The organism is Streptomyces sp. NPDC004327, from assembly GCF_042873935.1.
In the GTDB taxonomy this organism is placed as follows: domain Bacteria; phylum Actinomycetota; class Actinomycetes; order Streptomycetales; family Streptomycetaceae; genus Streptomyces.
Map to the genome: position 1 here is coordinate 191,770 of NZ_JBIAME010000012.1, position 16,951 is coordinate 208,720.

A 16,951-nucleotide genomic window follows, 5' to 3' on the forward strand; every position below is an offset into this window, starting at 1 on the left:
GGCGCACCCGGCGTCCCGGGTGCGCCTTCCTCACAGGACGGCGTCAGGCGTCGTAGTCCATGTCGAAGCGGTCCTGTGCCTCGTCACGGGCCTGCTGCTGCTTCTCCCGCGCCTGCTGGGCGCGCTCGGACGCCTCGTCCTTCGCGCTGCCCTTGGCCCGCTTGGCCTGGTCGGCGAGATGCTGCGCCTTGTCCTTGAACTGGTCCTGAACGCCCATGAAGGTTCACTCCTAGAAGGGTGTGAGGGGATCGGGGCGGAAATCCACCCCTTGGGCCTCGACCAGACTGACACGGCGCGGCAACCCGTGCATGTCGACCGGATACGGACAGTCAGGAGCCCTGCGTGCGCGCCTGCTCGTCCGCCGCTCCGCCCGCGCCCACGAGTCCCTTCCCGACCGAGGCGAGCCGCGGCTCGAAGCGCTTCATCTCGCGCTGCCCGACGCCGGCGATGATGCCCGGCAGATAGCCGCGGGTGGACTGCATCCCGCGCAGCCACCACTGTGCGTACACATGGGCCGAGCGCCGCTCGATGCCCGCGACGATCCGGTCGACGGCCGGGCCGAGCGGGTAGGTGCGGTTGGACGGCCAGGGCAGCCGGGCACGCAGCTCGCGCATGACGTCGTCCTGGTCGGCGCCGCGCACCATGTCGGTGTCGGTCCAGGAGAGGTAGCCGACGCCGACCTTGACGCCCTTGTAGGCGACCTCGGCGCGCAGGCTGTGCGCGAAGGCCTCGACGCCGGACTTGGAGGCGCAGTACGCCGTCATCATCGGCGCCGGCGTCATCGCGGCCAGCGAGGCGATCTGCAGGAAGTAGCCGCGGGACTCCATGAGGACGGGCAGGAAGGCCCGGGCGGTCACGGCGCCGCCGATCAGGTTGACCTCGATGACCCGGCGCCAGGCGACCGGGTCGGAGTCGACGAACGGTCCGCCCGCCGCGACACCGGCGTTGGCGACGACGATGTCGACCTTGCCGAAGCGCTCCTTGACCTCCTCGGCGACCCGCGCCATGGCCACGTGGTCGGTGACGTCGGCGTGCCACCAGTCGGCCTCGGTGTGCAGCCGCCCGGCGACCTCCTTCAGGAGGTCGGGCTCCAGGCCGACGAGCGCGACCTTCGCGCCGCGCGCGGAGAGTTTGCGGGCGAGGAGTTCGCCGACGCCGCGGGCTCCTCCGGTGACGACCGCCACCTGTCCTTCCAGGCTCACCCTGCTCATGCCTCTGCCTCCTCCTTCGCTCCGGTGCCCGTACCCGCGCCCGCGCCCGGATACGTCAGATACGTCATGGTCAGTTCGCGGATCTGCGCGGTGACGGCCTCGGGGGCCTCCACCGGCGTCATGTGGCCCATGCCGGCCAGTTCGGTCAGTCCCGTGCAGTGCGGCAGGTCGGCGACGATGCGGCGAGCGTGCACGGGCGGGGTGAGCCGGTCCTCGGTGCCCACGACGACGGCGACGGGCAGCCGCAGCTCCCGCACCTCCGCGGCCACGTCGAGTCCGGCGAGGACCTGCGACCAGCCGTGCCGGGCGCCGCGCGGGCAGGCGTGCACGATCCGGGCGCACGCGTCGACCCGTTCCGGCGCCGACCCCGGCCCCATCGTCGCGTACTTCAGCACCTTCTTCGACACCGCGGTGACCGGTCCGAGCGGCGCCTTCGAGCCGAGGACGGCGCGGGTGAGCCGGGTCCGCAGCCCGCCGGGCCCCAGCGGTACGACGCGCGCCTCCTCGGTCAGCCGGGCCGGGCCGGTCGAGCAGAGCAGCGCGGCGGCGGCGTGCTGCCGGAACAGCGGGCGGCGAGCGGCGGCCATCAGCGTCATGCCGCCCATCGAGTGGCCGGCCAGGACGGCCCGTTCGCCGGGGCCGAGGGTGGCCGCGAGCACGGCCTCCAGGTCGTCGGCGAGCGCCTCGGTGGAGTAGCCCTTGCCGGCGCCGAGCCCCAGGGTGTCGGCGGTCGGCGAGCCGCCGTGGCCGCGCTGGTCGTAGGCGATGACGCGGTGGTCGGCGGCCAGGTCCCGTATCTGCGCGTCCCAGAAGCGGGTGGAGCAGGTCCAGCCGTGGGCGAGGACGACGGCGGGGGCGCCGGCCCGGCCGTGCACCTCGACGTGGATGCGGGACCCGTCGGCCGAGGTCACCATCAGGTCGCGGACAGCGGAGACGCTCACTGGACGGCCTCCTTCCTGCGGGGCGTGCGGCGGGTCGTCGACGGCTTCGCGGGTGCGCGCAGCACCTCGTACTCGGACAGGTCGACGCTCCGCGTCTCGCGCCGGAACTCGGAGGTCGTGCCCGGCCACAGCGTGGTGTTGCGGCCGTTGGCGTCGAGGTACCAGCTCTCGCAGCCGCCCGCCTTCCAGACCGTCGTCTCCATCCGCTTCTGCACCCGGCGGTTCCAGACGCCGACGGCGGAGGGGCGCACGGCGAGCGCGGCGCGGCCGCCGAGGACGTTCAGCTGGCGCAGGTAGTCGGCCATGTAGTTCAGCTGGGACTCGATCATCAGGATCATCGAGGAGTTCCCGAGGCCGGTGTTGGGGCCGATGATCGTCATCCAGTTGGGGAAGCCGGCGGCGGTGGCGCCGCGCAGCGCCTCCATGCCGTTCTTCCAGTGGTCGGCGAGCGAGCGGCCGTCGGCGCCGATGACGCGCGAGGCGATCGGCAGGTCGGTGACGTGGAAGCCGGTGCCGAAGACGATCGCGTCGACCTCGGTCTCCGTGCCGTCGGCGGCGACCACGACGTTGCCGCGGATCTCCTTGAGGCCGGAGGCGACGACGTCGACGTTGGGCCGGGCGAGCGCCGGGTAGTACGCGTTGGAGAGCAGGATCCGCTTGCAGCCGAGACGGTACGAGGGGGTCAGCTTGGCCCGCAGCTCCGGGTCCTTGATGGAGCGGGCGATGTTGGCCTTGGCGAGCCGCTCGACCAGGCCCAGCTCGTTCGGCCGCTTGGTGAAGGCGCTGACCTGGAGCTCGCGGATGCCCCAGAGGAGGCCGCGGCGGGCGGTCGCGGTGAACGGCAGCTGCCGGTGCAGCCAGCGCTCGGGGCCGCTGATGGCCCGGTCCACGCGGGGCATGACCCACGGGGGCGTCCGCTGGAAGAGGGTGAGCCTGCCGACCTTCGGCTGGATGGCGGGGACGATCTGGATGGCGGAGGCGCCGGTTCCGACCATGGCCACGCGCTTGCCGGTGAGGTCGAAGTCGTGGTCCCACTGGGCGGAGTGGAAGACCTTGCCGGTGAAGTCGGCGAGCCCCGGGATGTCGGGGATCTTCGGGTCGGAGAGCGGGCCGGTGGCGGAGACGACGACGTCGGCGGAGAAGCTGCCGCGGCTGGTCTCGATGTCCCAGCGCAGCTCGTCCTCGTTCCAGGCCGCCTTCATGACCTCGTGGTTCAGCCGCAGGTGCGGCCGGATCCCGAAGGTGTCGGTGACGTGCTCCAGGTACGCCCGGATGTGGCGCTGGCCGGAGAAGGTGCGCGGCCAGTCGGGGTTGGGCGCGAAGGAGAAGGAGTAGAGGTGGGAGGGGACGTCGCAGGCGCAGCCGGGGTAGCTGTTGTCCCGCCAGGTGCCGCCCACGGAGTCGGCGCGCTCCAGGACGACGAAGTCGGTGATCCCCTCGCGGCGCAGCCGGACGGCGGCGCCGAGGCCGCCGAATCCCGATCCGATCACCGCCACCCGTACGTGCTCGTGCTTCGCCATGCCGCCTCCCGTGCGCCCGGCCAAGATTCCGCCAGCAATCACTGGCACAGTCGGGACTGTAGAGCAGCGGCATACCGAGCGGTAGGGGTACGACGAGGGAAAGTTACCGGCGGTACAACATAGGCTGGCGGACGTGGCGAAACGATCAGGAGAAGCAGGGGTACGGGACTCGGGGCCGGAGCAGGGCCGGGACGCGGTACGGGCCGACGCCCCCGGCACCCCGGGTGCCGCCGGTGCCTCCGACGCCCCCGGCGCCGCCGGCGACGCCGGGACGGACGCGCGGGCTCCGCGCGAGTACCGCATGGCCGACCTGGCCGAAGCGGCCGGCATCACCGTACGCACCCTCCGCTTCTACCGCGAGCGCGGACTGATCCCGCCGCCCCGCCGCGAGGGCCGGATCGCCTGGTACGACGACCGTCACCTGGCCCGCCTGCGCACCATCGCCGGCCTGCTCGAACGCGGCCACACCCTCAACGGCATCGCCGACCTCACCGCCGCCTTCGAGTCCGGCCGCAACGTCGGCGAGGTGCTCGAACTCGGCCCGCCGACCGAGGAGGAGCCCGTCCGCCTCACCCCGGAGGAGCTCGCCGACCACTTCGCCGGCGAGGTCACCCCGGAGAACCTGGCCGCCGCACTCGACCTCGGCTACCTCGCCACCGACGGCGAGGACATCGTCCACATCAGCCGCCGGCTCCTCGACGTCTCCGCCGCCCTGGTCCGCGAGGGCGTGCCACTGGCCGCCGTCCTGGAGGCGGGCGGCCGGGTGCGCGAGCACGCGGAGGCGCTGGCGGAGCTGTTCACCGAGATCCTCGGAAAGTACACCGCCGCCGCCGACGCGCAGCGGCTGCGCCCGCTCGCCAAGAGCGTGGTCGAGGCCGAGCTCTCGCTCGCCCTCGACCGGCGCCTGCGCCCGTAGGGCCGGCTCGGCCCCAGGGCCACCGAGAGCCCCACAGGCCCCACAGGCCCCAGGAGGGCCGTCAGAGCTCGTAGACGGCCGTCACGGGCGCGTGGTCGCTCCAGCGCTCCGCGTGGGTCGCGGCGCGCTCGACGTACGCCTTGACGGCCTTCGCGGCGAGTCCGGGCGTGGCGACCTGGTAGTCGATGCGCCAGCCGCTGTCGTTGTCGAAGGCCCGGCCGCGGTAGGACCACCAGGAGTACGGGCCGGTCTGCTCGGGGTGGAGGGCGCGGACGACGTCCACGTAACCGCCGTCGGCCTCGTCGAGGACCCGGCCCAGCCACTCCCGCTCCTCCGGCAGGAAGCCGGCGCTCTTCTGGTTGGCCTTCCAGTTCTTGAGGTCGGCCTCGCGGTGGGCGATGTTCCAGTCGCCGCAGACGACGACCTCGCGGCCGTCGGCGGCGGCGCGCTCCTTGAGCCCCTTCAGGTACGGAAGGAACTCGTCCATGAAGCGGATCTTCTCGTCCTGCCGCTCGGTGCCGACCTCGCCCGATGGCAGGTAGAGGCTGGCGACGGTGACACCGGGCAGGTCGGCCTCCAGGTAGCGGCCGCTGCCGTCGAACTCGGCCGAGCCGAAGCCGACGCGCACGGCGTCGGGCTCGCGCCGCGTGTACAGCGACACCCCGGCGCGACCCTTCGCGGCGGCGGGCGCGTGGGCGGTGAACCAGCCCTCGGGCGCCCGCACCTCGGCCGGCAGCTGCGCCTCCTCGGCCCGCACCTCCTGCAGGCAGACCACATCGGCGGAGGTCGCGGCCAGCCACTCGACGAAGCCCTTCTTGGCGGCGGCTCGGAGACCATTGACATTCGCGCTGGTGATGGTGAGCATCCCGGGAGAATACCGACACCCCGGCCGGCGCTCCGCCGCCGACCCGCATAGACGTACAGTGGAACGCATGAATATACGCCCGACGCCCTTCGACCACCCCGACGCCGTCAAGCTCAACGAGGCCGTCCAGCTGGAGTACGCCGAGCGCTACGCGGACGACGACGGTGAGGGCGAGGGCGACCTCACCCCGCTCTCCCCCGCGATGTTCACCCCGCCGCAGGGCCTCTACCTGCTCGCGTACGACCCCGAGGGCCGCCCCGTCGCCACCGGCGGCTGGCGCGCCCAGGAGGCCGGCGACGAGGGCTACGCGGACGGCGACGCCGAGCTGAAGCGCATGTACGTGGTCCCCGAGGCCCGCGGCCTGGGCCTGGCCCGCCGCATCCTCGCCGCCCTGGAGGCCGACGCCCGCGCCGCGGGCCGCACCCGCATGGTCCTGGAGACGGGCACGGCCCAGCCGGAGGCCATCGCCCTCTACACGTCGAGCGGCTACGAGCCGTGCGCCAAGTTCGGCTACTACCGCGACTACCCGAACAGCCGCTGCTTCGCGAAGGCGCTCTGAGAGAGCGAAGGCGGGAGGCGAAAAGCGGTAGGCGAAGGCGCCCCGGAAGGGGCGCCAAGCCCTGGGCACAAAGCAGAGGACCCCGTCCGATCTTGCGATCGGACGGGGTCCTCTGTGTCTGTGGACCTGAGGGGATTCGAACCCCTGACCCCCTCGATGCGAACGAGGTGCGCTACCGGACTGCGCCACAGGCCCTTGCGACGGATGAAACATTAGCATCCCGATCGGCTGAGTCGGAAATCCGCTCCCCCGCTGGTCAGCCGGGGGCCGTCGCGGACCCCGGCCGGCCGGTCATTCGTTGGCCGCGCGGGGGCGGTCGTCGTCCGCGTACTGGTCGAAGAGCGGGGTGCGGCCGTGGTCGCGGCGCGGGCGCTGCGGGGTGGTGCGCTGGCGGGGGGCCGGCGGCGGGGTGGGGTCGGCGGCCGTGGAGGAGCGGGCCGCGCTCCAGGTCTCCGGGTCCGTGATGTCGACGCCGCCCGAGGCGCGCGGGGCGACCGGCGCGGTGACGTACGTCGGCAGCGGGACCGGGACCGGATCCCAGCTGTCGCCGCGGGCCGGGCCGCGCTCGCGCTGCTGGTCCACCCACTCCGCGTGGTCCGTCTGCTCGACCAGCGCGCGGCGGTCCGCCTCCTGCGGGGAGACGGTCTGCTCGGGCGCGGGCGCGGCGGCCGGGGCGGGCGCCGGTTCGGGCGTCGGGGCGGGGCGGCGGCTCTCGCGCAGCCGGGCCGCGGCGGCCTCGGCGCTGCGCCGGTCCATCACGTAGACGAAGCGCCGCCGCTCCTGGGCGCGCAGATAGACGATGTACGCGCTCAGCAGCAGGGCCGGGATCGCCGGCACCCACAGGAAGGCGAGACCGCCGACGGCCGCGACGACCGCGCCGAGGGTGAAGGTGAGGAAGAGCATCACCGTGGTGCGCCGGCGCCGGGCGAGGACCTTGCTTCTCCGGGCGCGCTCGGCGGACGCGTTCGGGCGCCCGGCGGGCTTGGGGCCCTTGACCGGGGGCTGGGCCTGGCCCGAAGGGGCCTGCGCCTTGCCGGAAGGCACCGGGGCCTGGGCCTTGCCGGAAGGCGCCTTGGCCTGGGCCGAGGGGCTCGCGTCGGGGATCTCCAGGCGGGCTTCCGTCCTGGCCGCGGGCGCGCAGAAGCCCCGGACGTCGACCGAGCTCAGATGCTCCGTCTCCGCGTCCGGGTCCACGTCGGGCGCCACGCCGTCCGCCGCCCGTTCCCGGTCCCTCAGCTCCTTGGCGTAACGGCGCTCCATGCCCGCCCGTCCGGACAGCAGCCGGATGGCGGTGCTGAAGCGTTCCGTCGGACGGGCTTCGTTCAGCTCGTCCTGCCTGCGGAGCCACATCGGCACCAAGTAGGCGGCCCAGGCCCCGACGATGACTGCGTAGATGAGGCCGCTGCTGCTCACGCCTCACACGGTAGAGGGGTTCGGGTGAAGGCATCGGCCAATTGGCCCGGTGTGTCGCACGATCTGGCTGATATCACTGAAATTTTTTGTGATTCTTCAGATCGATTGACGCCGTTCGGCGGTCAACTGGCGATTAAATTCGAACACTTATTGGAATTAGTGGTGCTGCTGGCGACGGGCCGTCTGCGCCTGGTGCCAGCGGCGCAGCAGCCCCTCCGGCACCTCCTCCGCCGTGAGCGCGAAGACCAGATGGTCCCGCCACGCGCCGTCGATGTGCAGATAACGGGGCCTCAGCCCCTCCTCCCGGAATCCCAATTTCTCCACGACCCGCCGCGAGGGGCCGTTCTCCGGGCGAATGCAGACCTCCATGCGGTGCAGCCCCACCGTGCGGAAGCAGTGGTCGACGGCGAGCGCGACCGCCGTCGGCATGACGCCGCGCCCGGCCACCGCGCTGTCCACCCAATAGCCCACATGGCCCGAGCACATGGAGCCCCAGGTGATCCCGGCGACCGTCAACTGCCCGACCAGCTGCCCCTGGTACTCGATGACGAACGGCATCATCCGGCCGGCGTTCGCCTCCGCCCGCAGATGGCGCACCATCTGACGGTACGTGGGACGCTGCGTCACCGGGCCGCTGGGCCCGGCCGGCGGGACCGTCGCCTCCCAGGGGCGCAGCCAGTCGCGGTTGCGCCGGTTCACCTCGCGCCAGGCGGCGTGGTCGCGCATCCTTATCGGCCGGAGCAGCACATCGCCGTCCACGAGGACCACGGGCCAGGACGGGATCATGACTCCGGGCCCGTTTCCGTCGCCGGTCTCGGGTGGTCGCCGCCGCGGATCTGGTCCACCGCGTGGGCGAGCAGCGGCTCCAGGACGGCGAGCCCGTCCCGTACGCCACCGGTCGAACCGGGCAGGTTGACGATCAGCGTGCCGCCCGCGACCCCGGCCAGGCCGCGCGAGAGCGCCGCCGTGGGCACCTTCTCCCGGCCGTACGCGCGGATCGCCTCCGGGATGCCCGGGATCTCGCGGTCCAGGACGCGCCGGGTGGCCTCGGGCGTCTCGTCGGTGGGCGAGATGCCCGTGCCGCCGGTCGTGACGATCGCGTCGTAACCGGCCGCGACGCCGGCGCGCAGGGCCGCCTCGACGGGCGCGCCGTCGGGCACGACCTGCGGGCCCTCCACGGCGAAGCCCATCCGGCGCAGGCCGTCGGCGATCAGCGGGCCGCCCTTGTCCTCGTAGACACCGGCGGCGGCCCGGTTGGAGGCGGTGACGACCAACGCGGTGTACGAGCTCTTCGCCGCCCGGGGCTCCGCCGCCTCGGCAGCCGCCCCGTGGGTCTCGTGCTCGTGCGCTCCGGCCACCCGGCCCGCCCGGGTCACGACTCGCCCCTGGTCCAGTGGCCCGACTTGCCGCCGGTCTTCTCCTCCACCCGTACGTCGGAGATGACCGCGCCCTTGTCGACCGCCTTCACCATGTCGACGACGGTCAGCGCCGCCACCGACACCGCCGTCAGCGCCTCCATCTCCACGCCCGTGCGGTCCGTGGTCTTCACCGTCGCCAGGATCTCCACGGCGTCGTCCGCGACCGTCAGGTCCAGCTTCACGCCCGAGACGGCCAGCGGGTGGCACAGCGGGATGAGGTCCGGGGTCTTCTTCGCGCCCATGATCCCGGCGATCCGGGCGGTCGCGAGCGCGTCGCCCTTCGGGACGCCCTCGCCGCGCAGCAGCTCGATCACGCGCGGCGACACCAGGACACGGCCACTCGCGCGGGCGGTGCGGGCCGTCACGTCCTTGCCGGAGACGTCGACCATGCGGGCCGCCCCCGCCTCGTCGATGTGGGTGAGTCCTTGCTGCGTGCTCATTGGCGGTGACACTCCCGGTCGCTCTGTGGGACGACACCGTACCCCCACCATGCGCCGCTCAGCCGAGGAGGACCACTTCAAGCTCCGTGCCGGGCGCCACCTCGGTCACCTCCTCCGGTACGACGAGCAGCGCGTCCGCGTGCGCGAGCGCCGCGATCAGATGCGAGCCGGCCCCGCCCACCGGGCTGACGCTGCCGGACACCGGGTCGTACGTCCCGCGCAGGAACTGGCGGCGGCCGGCCGGCGACGACAGCGCCCGGTCCGCCTTGAGGACCGCGCGCACCCGGGGCCGCTGGGTGTCCGGCCGGTCGGCGAGGCCCATCAGGGCGCGGATCGCGGGCCGGACGAACAGCTCGAAGGAGACGTACGAGGAGACCGGGTTGCCCGGCAGGGCGAGCAGCGGGGTGTGCTCCGGGCCGATCATGCCGAAGCCCTGCGGCTTGCCCGGCTGCATGGCCAGCTTGCGGAAGTCGACCTCGCCGTCCGCCGTGAGCGCCTCCTTCACCACGTCGTACGCCCCCACGCTGACCCCGCCGGTGGTGACGATCAGGTCCGCGCGGATCAGCTGGTCCTCGATGGCGGCGCGCAGCGACTCGGCGTCGTCGGCGACCGCGCCGACCCGGTAGGCGATGGCTCCGGCGTCGCGCGCGGCCGCGGCGAGCGCGAAGCTGTTGGAGTCGTAGATCCGGCCCTCGGCCAAGGGCTCGCCGGGCTGGGTCAGTTCGCTGCCCGTGGAGATCACCACCACGCGCGCGCGGGGGCGCACCCGCACGGAGCCGCGGCCGATCGCCGCGAGCAGGCCGAGCTGCGGCGGCCCGAGGACCGTGCCCGCCGCGAGCGCCAGCTCCCCGGCCTTCACGTCGCTGCCGCGGGCCCGGACATGGGCGCGGGCCTCGGCGGGCCGGTGCACCCGGACCTCGCCCTCGGCGCCCTCGGGGGCGGCGCTGGCCGGGCGCATGGTGCCCGCCGCGCCCCCGCCCGTACCGCCGTCGGTCCACTCCACGGGGACGACTGCCTCGGCGCCGGGCGGCAGCGGGGCGCCGGTCATGATCCGGGCGGCCTGCCCGGGGCCGACCTCGGGCAGCCCGCCGGCGCCCGCGGCGACGTCGCCGATCACGGTCAGGACGGCGGGGAACTCCTCGCTCGCCCCGGCCACGTCGGCGACCCGCACCGCGTACCCGTCCATGGAGCTGTTGTCGAAGGGCGGCAGCGCGACCGGTACCGTCACGTCCTCGACGAGGACGCAGCCCTGGGCGTCGGGCAGCTGCAGCTCGATGGGTTCGAGCGGGGAGACCGCCGCGAGGATGTCGTCGAGGTGCTCGTCGACCGACCACAGGCCCCGGGCCGGGCCGGCGCACGGGTCGGCGGGCCCCTCGTCGGAGTGGCCGTGCGCCGACGGTGCCGTTCCGCTGCTGCTCAAGGTCCTACATCTCCTCGCTGACGTAACCGCGGAGCCAGGTCCGGAAGTCCGGCCCCAGGTCCTCACGTTCGCACGCCAGTCTGACAATGGCACGCAGATAGTCGCCGCGGTCGCCGGTGTCGTAGCGGCGGCCCTTGAAGACGACGCCGTGCACCGGGCCGCCGTGCCGCTCGTCCTGCACGAGGCGCTGCAGCGCGTCGGTCAGCTGGATCTCGCCACCGCGGCCCGGCTCGGTCTCCCGCAGTATCGCGAAGACGGCCGGATCCAGGACGTAACGGCCGATGATGGCCAGGTTGCTGGGCGCCTCGGCCGGCTCCGGCTTCTCCACCAGGTCCGTCACCTTCACCACGTCCGCCTCGCCGCTCGGCGCGACCGCCGCGCAGCCGTAGAGGTGGATCTGCGAGGGCTCGACCTCCATCAGCGCGATGACGCTGCCGCCGAACCGCTCGCGCACCTCGATCATGCGCGCGAGCAGCGGGTCGCGCGGGTCGATCAGGTCGTCGCCGAGGAGGACCGCGAACGGCTGGTCGCCGACGTGCGGGGCCGCGCAGAGCACGGCGTGGCCGAGGCCGCGCGGGGCTCCCTGGCGCACGTAGTGCATGGTCGCCAGGTCGCTGGACTCCTGGACCCGGGCGAGGCGTTCGTCGTCGCCCTTGCGGACCAGCGCCTCCTCCAGCTCGTAGTTCCGGTCGAAGTGGTCCTCAAGGGGACGCTTGTTGCGGCCGGTGATCATCAGCACGTCGGAGAGCCCGGCCGCGACGGCCTCCTCGACGACGTACTGGATGGCCGGCTTGTCGACGACCGGCAGCATCTCCTTCGGCGTCGCCTTGGTGGCCGGCAGGAACCGGGTGCCGAGGCCCGCTGCCGGGATGACAGCCTTGGTGAGGGGCGGCGTCTGCGTCATGCCGAGCACCCTAGCCGTTCGGTATGAGAGGAATATTGAGAGTCGTGGGAGTGGATCCGATCCAGGCGGAACCGACCGAGAAGGCGCTCTTGCGCCGCGCCCTGCTCGCGGCCCGCGCCGCGCAGGGCCCCGAGGACGTCGCGCACGCCGCCGAGGCGCTGGCCCGCCACGCCCTCGAACTGCCCGAGCTGGCCGACGCCGGCACGGTCGCCGCATACGTCTCCGTGGGGCGCGAACCGGGCACGCGCGCGCTGCTCGACGCGCTGCGCGCGCGGGGCGTACGGGTACTGCTGCCCGTGCTGCTGGCCGACAACGACCTCGACTGGGCCGTCTACGAGGGGGCCGAGCGCCTCGCCAAGGCGGGCCGCGGGCTCCTCGAACCGGTCGGCGAGCGGCTCGGGCCCGAGGCCGTCTGCGCCGCGGACGCGGTGCTGCTGCCGGGTCTCGCGGTCGACGCGCGCGGCATGCGGCTCGGCCGCGGCGGCGGCTCGTACGACCGGGTACTCGCCCGGCTGGTACGGGCGGCGGCGGATCCGGCGCTCGTCGTGCTCCTGTACGCGAACGAGGTGGTCGCGCGGGTCCCGGAGGAACCGCACGACCACCCCGTGCACGCGGTGGTGACCCCGGAGGAGGTCCGGCGCTTCGCGTCGTAGCTCCTCCGGCGGTCTTGTCGCCCTGCTGCCTTACGGCTCCAGCTTGAGGGTGTCCTGGGTGGCGGCCTCGACCGCCCCCTGCCCGTACACCCAGTCCAGCAGCTCGCCCTTGACCCACTTGTCCGTCTGGTCGGTGTAGTGGCTGTTGAAGGCGTGGCCGGAGGCGCCGCTGAGGTTGATCCAGCGGGACTTGTCCCAGTCGCCGACGTTGACGACCATCCGCATCGACGGCACCCAGGTGACGTCGTAGCCGCCGGCCGCGTTCCAGCCGGTCGCGTTGACCGCGGCCTCGCCGCCGCCGACGTTCCACGGGCCGCGGTTGAGCAGCGTCCTGACGATGTCGGGGCCGGCGGTGCCGAGGGTCTGGTTGTTGAGGTTCAGCTGGTGCAGGCGGCCCCAGCTCCAGGTGGAGACGTCCTTGCCGAGCTTGGCGGTCAGCTCCCAGCGGGCGTCCTTCATGGCCTGCGCGAGCAGCTGGTCACGGGTCTCGGTGGGGGCGTTGAGCCGGTCACCCGGCGTCTTCCACCAGTGGTTCTTCTCCTGCTCCAGGAGCGGTCGGACCACCTCGTACCAGCGGTCGCCGCCGTCGGGCTGCGCGCTGTCGGGGTCGCGCTGGCCGCACTCGGTCACCAGCTTGTTCTGCTCGTCGACCGGGCCGGTGGTGTCGGAGACGCGGACGTTGATGCACTCGCCCTTGACGCGCAGCTCCTTGGGCAGCTTGTTGCCGAAGGAGAGCTTGAGGACGTTGCGCCACACCGCGTTGAAGTACGCGGCCGCCGCCGAGTCCGGCTCCTGCTTGTAGTCCCAGCCCTCGAGCAGCTTCTGGGCCTCGCGGACCTGCGGGTCGGCGATGTCGACCTTCAGCAGCAGCGGGTTGAGCAGGGTCGCGATCTCGCTGCGGTTGTCCATCTGCAGCGTCTGCATGTCGTCCGGCGAGATCTTGCCGCCGTCCTTGATCTTCGACTCGACGAGGTCGTTGATCCGCTGGCTGCGCGAGCCGTAGCCCCAGTCACGGGTGAGCAGGTGCGGGTACTTCTTCTCGTCGATGACGGCCTGGTTGGCGGTCACGATGTAGCCGCGCGCGGGGTCGTACTCGTAGGGCAGCTCGGCGAAGGGGATGTAGCCCTTCCAGTCGTACTTCGAGTCCCAGCCGGGCACGGGCATGGTGCCGTCGTAGCCCTTGGCGTCGGAGCGGACCGGGATCTTGCCGGGCGCCTGGTAGCCGATGTGGCCCTCGGTGTCGGCGTAGATCAGGTTCTGCGAGGGGACCTCGAAGTCCTTGGCCGCGGCCCGGAACGTCTTGAAGTCCTTGGCGCGGTTGAGCTCGAAGACGGCGTCCATCGACTTGCCGGGCTGCAGCGCGGTCCAGCGCAGCGAGACGCCGTAGCCGGTGCCGCGGTCGGGGGCGGCGTTGCCGACGGGGGCGGAGCGGCCGACCTTCTCCAGCTCGGTGGAGCGGTCGGAGACCAGCGGGCCGTGCTCGGTGGAGCGGACGGTGATGGTGCGGTCGCCGCCGCCGGCGACCTTGATGGTCTCGTCGCGGACCGTGAACGGCTTGGTCTTGCCGTCGACGACGTAGCCGTCGGTGCCGACCTTCTCCAGGTAGAGGTCGGTGACGTCGGCGCCGAGGTTGGTGAAGCCCCAGGCGATGTCGTTGTTGTGGCCGATGATCACGCCGGGCATGCCGGAGAAGGTGTAGCCGGCGACGTCGTAGCCGCAGGTGGCGGAGACGGTGCGGCAGTGCAGGCCCATCTGGTACCAGAGGGACGGCAGCATCGGCGCGAGGTGCGGGTCGTTGGCGAGCAGCGGCTTGCCGGACGTCGTGTACTGGCCGGAGACGACCCAGGAGTTCGAGCCGATGCCGCTGCCGTTGGGGCCGAGCAGGGCCGGGATCTCGTCGAGGCTGTCGGAGAGCGCGGAGAGCTGCGACTGGATGCCCTGCGTGCCGGTGCCGTCGCCGGCGCCGGTCCCGGTGGTGTCCCGCGGCTCGGCCTTCGGGTCGAACTTCCCGGTGATCTTGTCGACGGCGCCCTTGGCGACGATCGGCTGGTGCAGCTCGTACGGGTAGCCCGGGTAGAGCTCGGCGATCTCGCTCGGCTTCAGCCGGCTCGCCATCAGGGAGCGGTCGATCTCGTCCTGCATGTTGCCGCGCAGGTCCCAGGCCATGGCCTTGAGCCAGGCGACCGAGTCGACCGGCGTCCACGGCTCGATCGTGTAGTCGTTGGCGAGGGCGAGGGCCGCGTACTCGGCGGAGACGCCGGCCGGGTCCTTGTCCTTGAGGTAGGCGTTGACGCCCTCGGCATACGCCTGGAGGTTCTTCTTGGTCTCCGGCGACAGCACCTTGTCGTACTCCTGCTGCGCGACCCGCCGCCAGCCGAGGGTGCGCAGGAAGGCGTCGGTGTCGACCTGGCTCTTGCCGAACATCTCGGAGAGGCGGCCGGCCGTCAGATGACGCCGGACGTCCATCTCGTAGAAGCGGTCCTGCGCCTGGACGTAGCCCTGGGCGCGGAACAGGTCGGCCTCGTTGTCGGCGTAGATCTGCGGGACGCCGTAGGCGTCGCGCTTGACCTCGACGGGGCCGGAGAGCTTGTCGAGCTTGAGCGTCCCCGTGGTCTGCGGGAACGAGCCCCGGACGGTGTCGACGCCCCAGTACGCGCCGTACCCGATGCCGCCGACCAGGGCGAGGACCAGGACGAGGACGATCAGGCGGGCGCGCCGCCCCTTCTTCTTGGCAGGGGGCGCGGTCGTGTTGGAGGGCATCGCTGTCCTTCGAGGGGCAGGGTGGTCCTGGAGTACGGGAGCAACCTTAGGCGCAGCCCCCGAACGGCCCGGACGCGGAGTCAGGAAGAAGACCGTACTTATCCGTACTGATGTACGTCCGATCGTCAAAGAGGCGTCAAGAAAGCGTTAAAGATTAGGTAAGGTAACGAAGTACCTGCCGTCGGAGGAACGATCCGGCGATGCGGTCCGTATTGCGCGTGCGGCGCGCGAGGGGAAGGAACGGCCACTGACTGTCCACCAGCTCAACGAACTCCTGCTCATCAGCTCGCTCGTGCTGCTCATCGCCGTCGCGGCGGTGCGGATCTCATCCCGCAGCGGGCTCCCCAGCCTCCTGCTCTACCTCGGGATCGGGGTCGCCATGGGGCAGGACGGCATCGGCAACGTCGCCTTCGACAACGCCGAACTGACCCAGGTGATCGGCTATGCCGCCCTGGTGGTGATCCTGGCCGAGGGTGGCCTGGGCACGAAGTGGAAGGAGATCAAACCCGCGCTGCCGTCAGCCGTCGTCCTCTCGACCGTCGGCGTCGCGGTGAGCGTGGGCATCACGGCCGCGGGCGCGCACTACCTCGTGGGTCTGGAATGGCAGCAGGCCCTCATCATCGGCGCCGTCGTCTCCTCGACCGACGCCGCCGCCGTCTTCTCCGTCCTGCGCAGGGTGCCGCTGCCGGCCCGCGTCACCGGCGTCCTGGAAGCCGAGTCCGGCTTCAACGACGCCCCCGTCGTGATCCTCGTCGTCGCCTTCTCCACCGTCGGCGAGATCGACGCCGCCTGGTACGTCATCGTCGGGCAGATCATCCTCGAGCTGGCCATAGGCGCCGCCGTCGGCCTCGCCGTCGGCTTCCTCGGCGCCCTCGCGCTGCGCCACATCGCCCTGCCCGCCTCCGGCCTCTACCCGATCGCCGTCATGGCCATCGCCGTCGTCGCCTACGCCGCAGGCGCCATCGGCCACGGCTCCGGCTTCCTCGCCGTCTACCTGGCCGCGATGGTGCTCGGCAACGCCAGGCTGCCGCACGCCCCCGCCAACCGTGGCTTCGCCGAGGGCCTCGGCTGGATCGCCCAGATCGGCATGTTCGTCCTGCTCGGCCTGCTCGTCACCCCGCACGAGCTCGGCAACGACTTCTGGCCCGCCATCGTCATCGGCCTCGTCCTCACCATGGTCGCGCGCCCCACCTCGGTCCTCGTCAGCCTCCTTCCCTTCCGCATCCCCTGGCAGGAGCAGGCCCTGATGTCCTGGGCCGGCCTGCGCGGAGCGGTGCCGATCATCCTCGCCACCATCCCGATGGTGTCCGGGATCAGCGGCAGCGAGCGGATCTTCAACATCGTCTTCGTGCTGGTCGTCGTCTACACCCTGGTCCAGGGCCCGACCCTGCCCTGGCTCGCCAAGGCCCTCCGCCTCGGCGACCAGGCCGAGGCCGCCGACCTGGGCGTCGAGTCCGCCCCGCTGGAGCGGCTGCGCGGCCACCTGCTCTCCGTGGCGATCCCGGACGAGTCCAGGATGCACGGCGTCGAGGTCTCCGAACTCCGGCTGCCCGCCGGTGCCGCCGTCACCCTGGTCGTCCGCGACGAGAAGAGCTTCGTCCCCGGCCCCGCCACCGTGCTGCGGCGGGGCGACGAGCTCCTGGTCGTCGCCACAGACCCGGTCCGGGACGCCGCCGAGCGCCGGCTGCGCGCCGTGGACCAGGGCGGCAAGCTCGCCGGCTGGCTCGGCACCGCGGGATCCACCGCCGTCGCCGCCCCGGAGCGCCACCGCGACCACCGCCGCGGGCCCCACCGGAACCCGTTCCGACGAACATCCGGTTAATCCCAGGCATTAATTCAGGTCTCAGGGCGTTTTCCCAGGCGGGAAGACGCCCTTCCCTGTACCATGAAGGCACACTTGATCGAACCAACTCTGCCTGACGCAGAGCTGG

The 16,951-nt window shown here is 72.3% G+C and carries 16 protein-coding genes and 1 tRNA gene; 4 read left to right on the forward strand and 13 right to left on the reverse strand.

The features are described from left to right. Positions 1–43 precede the first annotated feature (43 nt). From ACFYU9_RS34215 to ACFYU9_RS34230, 4 genes are all read right to left on the reverse strand, one after another. Entirely contained in the window at positions 44–217 is a 174-nt protein-coding gene (locus tag ACFYU9_RS34215) for a hypothetical protein (RefSeq protein ID WP_389215559.1), read from the reverse strand. A 112-nt stretch (positions 218–329) separates the two neighbouring features. After that, complete coding sequence (locus ACFYU9_RS34220; RefSeq protein ID WP_389215556.1) at positions 330–1,211, reverse strand: SDR family oxidoreductase; 882 nt, start codon at positions 1,209–1,211, stop codon at positions 330–332. After that, entirely contained in the window at positions 1,208–2,125 is a 918-nt protein-coding gene (locus ACFYU9_RS34225; RefSeq protein WP_389216052.1) for an alpha/beta fold hydrolase, read from the reverse strand. Before ACFYU9_RS34225 ends, ACFYU9_RS34220 begins: the two co-directional genes overlap by 4 nt. Positions 2,126–2,148: 23 nt before the next feature. Further along, positions 2,149–3,672, reverse strand: a complete 1,524-nt coding sequence (locus ACFYU9_RS34230; RefSeq protein ID WP_389215553.1) for a flavin-containing monooxygenase — start codon at positions 3,670–3,672, stop codon at positions 2,149–2,151. A gap of 301 nt (positions 3,673–3,973) precedes the next feature. Between ACFYU9_RS34230 and ACFYU9_RS34235 the strand changes: the two genes are divergently transcribed. Further along, complete coding sequence (locus ACFYU9_RS34235) at positions 3,974–4,588, forward strand: MerR family transcriptional regulator (RefSeq protein WP_389216049.1); 615 nt, start codon at positions 3,974–3,976, stop codon at positions 4,586–4,588. Positions 4,589–4,649: 61 nt separating this feature from the next. Here the strand turns inward: ACFYU9_RS34235 and ACFYU9_RS34240 are convergent, their stop codons facing one another. Further along, complete coding sequence (locus ACFYU9_RS34240) at positions 4,650–5,453, reverse strand: exodeoxyribonuclease III (protein ID WP_389215551.1); 804 nt, start codon at positions 5,451–5,453, stop codon at positions 4,650–4,652. Between the two features lie 67 nt (positions 5,454–5,520). On the opposite strand from ACFYU9_RS34240, the gene ACFYU9_RS34245 reads away from it, so the two are divergent. Then, on the forward strand, positions 5,521–6,012 hold the full coding sequence (locus tag ACFYU9_RS34245) for a GNAT family N-acetyltransferase (RefSeq protein WP_389347436.1): 492 nt from the start codon (positions 5,521–5,523) through the stop codon (positions 6,010–6,012). Positions 6,013–6,133: 121 nt separating this feature from the next. Here the strand turns inward: ACFYU9_RS34245 and ACFYU9_RS34250 are convergent. The 7 genes from ACFYU9_RS34250 to galU form a co-directional block, all read right to left on the reverse strand. Beyond that, a tRNA-Ala gene (locus tag ACFYU9_RS34250) sits at positions 6,134–6,207 on the reverse strand. 96 nt (positions 6,208–6,303) lie between these two features. Continuing rightward, complete coding sequence (gene glpR / locus ACFYU9_RS34255) at positions 6,304–7,425, reverse strand: gephyrin-like molybdotransferase receptor GlpR (RefSeq protein WP_389347438.1); 1,122 nt, start codon at positions 7,423–7,425, stop codon at positions 6,304–6,306. 156 nt (positions 7,426–7,581) lie between these two features. After that, a complete protein-coding gene (locus ACFYU9_RS34260; RefSeq protein ID WP_389215542.1) occupies positions 7,582–8,211 on the reverse strand; it encodes a GNAT family N-acetyltransferase in 630 nt (209 codons plus the stop codon). Then, entirely contained in the window at positions 8,208–8,699 is a 492-nt protein-coding gene (locus ACFYU9_RS34265) for a molybdenum cofactor biosynthesis protein B (protein WP_389347574.1), read from the reverse strand. The genes ACFYU9_RS34260 and ACFYU9_RS34265 overlap by 4 nt, the downstream gene beginning before the upstream one ends. A 98-nt stretch (positions 8,700–8,797) precedes the next feature. After that, positions 8,798–9,283, reverse strand: coding sequence for a cyclic pyranopterin monophosphate synthase MoaC (moaC, locus tag ACFYU9_RS34270; protein ID WP_389215536.1), 486 nt, complete (start codon positions 9,281–9,283; stop codon positions 8,798–8,800). 58 nt (positions 9,284–9,341) lie between these two features. Then, positions 9,342–10,703 carry a gephyrin-like molybdotransferase Glp gene (glp, locus tag ACFYU9_RS34275; protein WP_389347440.1) on the reverse strand — a complete coding sequence of 454 codons (1,362 nt, stop codon included), beginning with the start codon at positions 10,701–10,703 and terminating at the stop codon, positions 9,342–9,344. A 4-nt stretch (positions 10,704–10,707) separates the two neighbouring features. After that, on the reverse strand, positions 10,708–11,607 hold the full coding sequence (gene galU / locus ACFYU9_RS34280; RefSeq protein ID WP_389215530.1) for a UTP--glucose-1-phosphate uridylyltransferase GalU: 900 nt from the start codon (positions 11,605–11,607) through the stop codon (positions 10,708–10,710). Between the two features lie 50 nt (positions 11,608–11,657). Here galU and ACFYU9_RS34285 point away from each other — a divergent pair, with 50 nt between their 5' ends. Then, a complete protein-coding gene (locus ACFYU9_RS34285) occupies positions 11,658–12,260 on the forward strand; it encodes a 5-formyltetrahydrofolate cyclo-ligase (RefSeq protein ID WP_389347442.1) in 603 nt (200 codons plus the stop codon). A 30-nt stretch (positions 12,261–12,290) separates the two neighbouring features. Here ACFYU9_RS34285 and ACFYU9_RS34290 read toward each other — a convergent pair whose 3' ends face one another. Next, positions 12,291–15,020 (reverse strand): penicillin acylase family protein, encoded by a 2,730-nt coding sequence (locus tag ACFYU9_RS34290; protein WP_389215524.1) that lies wholly within the window; start codon positions 15,018–15,020, stop codon positions 12,291–12,293. Between the two features lie 247 nt (positions 15,021–15,267). On the opposite strand from ACFYU9_RS34290, the gene ACFYU9_RS34295 reads away from it, so the two are divergent. Next, complete coding sequence (locus ACFYU9_RS34295) at positions 15,268–16,842, forward strand: potassium/proton antiporter (RefSeq protein WP_389216046.1); 1,575 nt, start codon at positions 15,268–15,270, stop codon at positions 16,840–16,842. Positions 16,843–16,951: the final 109 nt, after the last annotated feature.

Coding starts and splice junctions, on each gene's coding strand:
- ACFYU9_RS34215 (WP_389215559.1), bottom strand. CDS start 217: ATGGGCGTTCAGGACCAGTTCAAGGACAAGGCGCAGCATCTCGCCGAC.
- ACFYU9_RS34220 (WP_389215556.1), bottom strand. CDS start 1,211: ATGAGCAGGGTGAGCCTGGAAGGACAGGTGGCGGTCGTCACCGGAGGA.
- ACFYU9_RS34225 (WP_389216052.1), bottom strand. CDS start 2,125: ATGGTGACCTCGGCCGACGGGTCCCGCATCCACGTCGAGGTGCACGGC.
- ACFYU9_RS34230 (WP_389215553.1), bottom strand. CDS start 3,672: ATGGCGAAGCACGAGCACGTACGGGTGGCGGTGATCGGATCGGGATTC.
- ACFYU9_RS34235 (WP_389216049.1), top strand. CDS start 3,974: ATGGCCGACCTGGCCGAAGCGGCCGGCATCACCGTACGCACCCTCCGC.
- ACFYU9_RS34240 (WP_389215551.1), bottom strand. CDS start 5,453: ATGCTCACCATCACCAGCGCGAATGTCAATGGTCTCCGAGCCGCCGCC.
- ACFYU9_RS34245 (WP_389347436.1), top strand. CDS start 5,521: ATGAATATACGCCCGACGCCCTTCGACCACCCCGACGCCGTCAAGCTC.
- ACFYU9_RS34260 (WP_389215542.1), bottom strand. CDS start 8,211: ATGATCCCGTCCTGGCCCGTGGTCCTCGTGGACGGCGATGTGCTGCTC.
- moaC (WP_389215536.1), bottom strand. CDS start 9,283: ATGAGCACGCAGCAAGGACTCACCCACATCGACGAGGCGGGGGCGGCC.
- galU (WP_389215530.1), bottom strand. CDS start 11,607: ATGACGCAGACGCCGCCCCTCACCAAGGCTGTCATCCCGGCAGCGGGC.
- ACFYU9_RS34290 (WP_389215524.1), bottom strand. CDS start 15,020: ATGCCCTCCAACACGACCGCGCCCCCTGCCAAGAAGAAGGGGCGGCGC.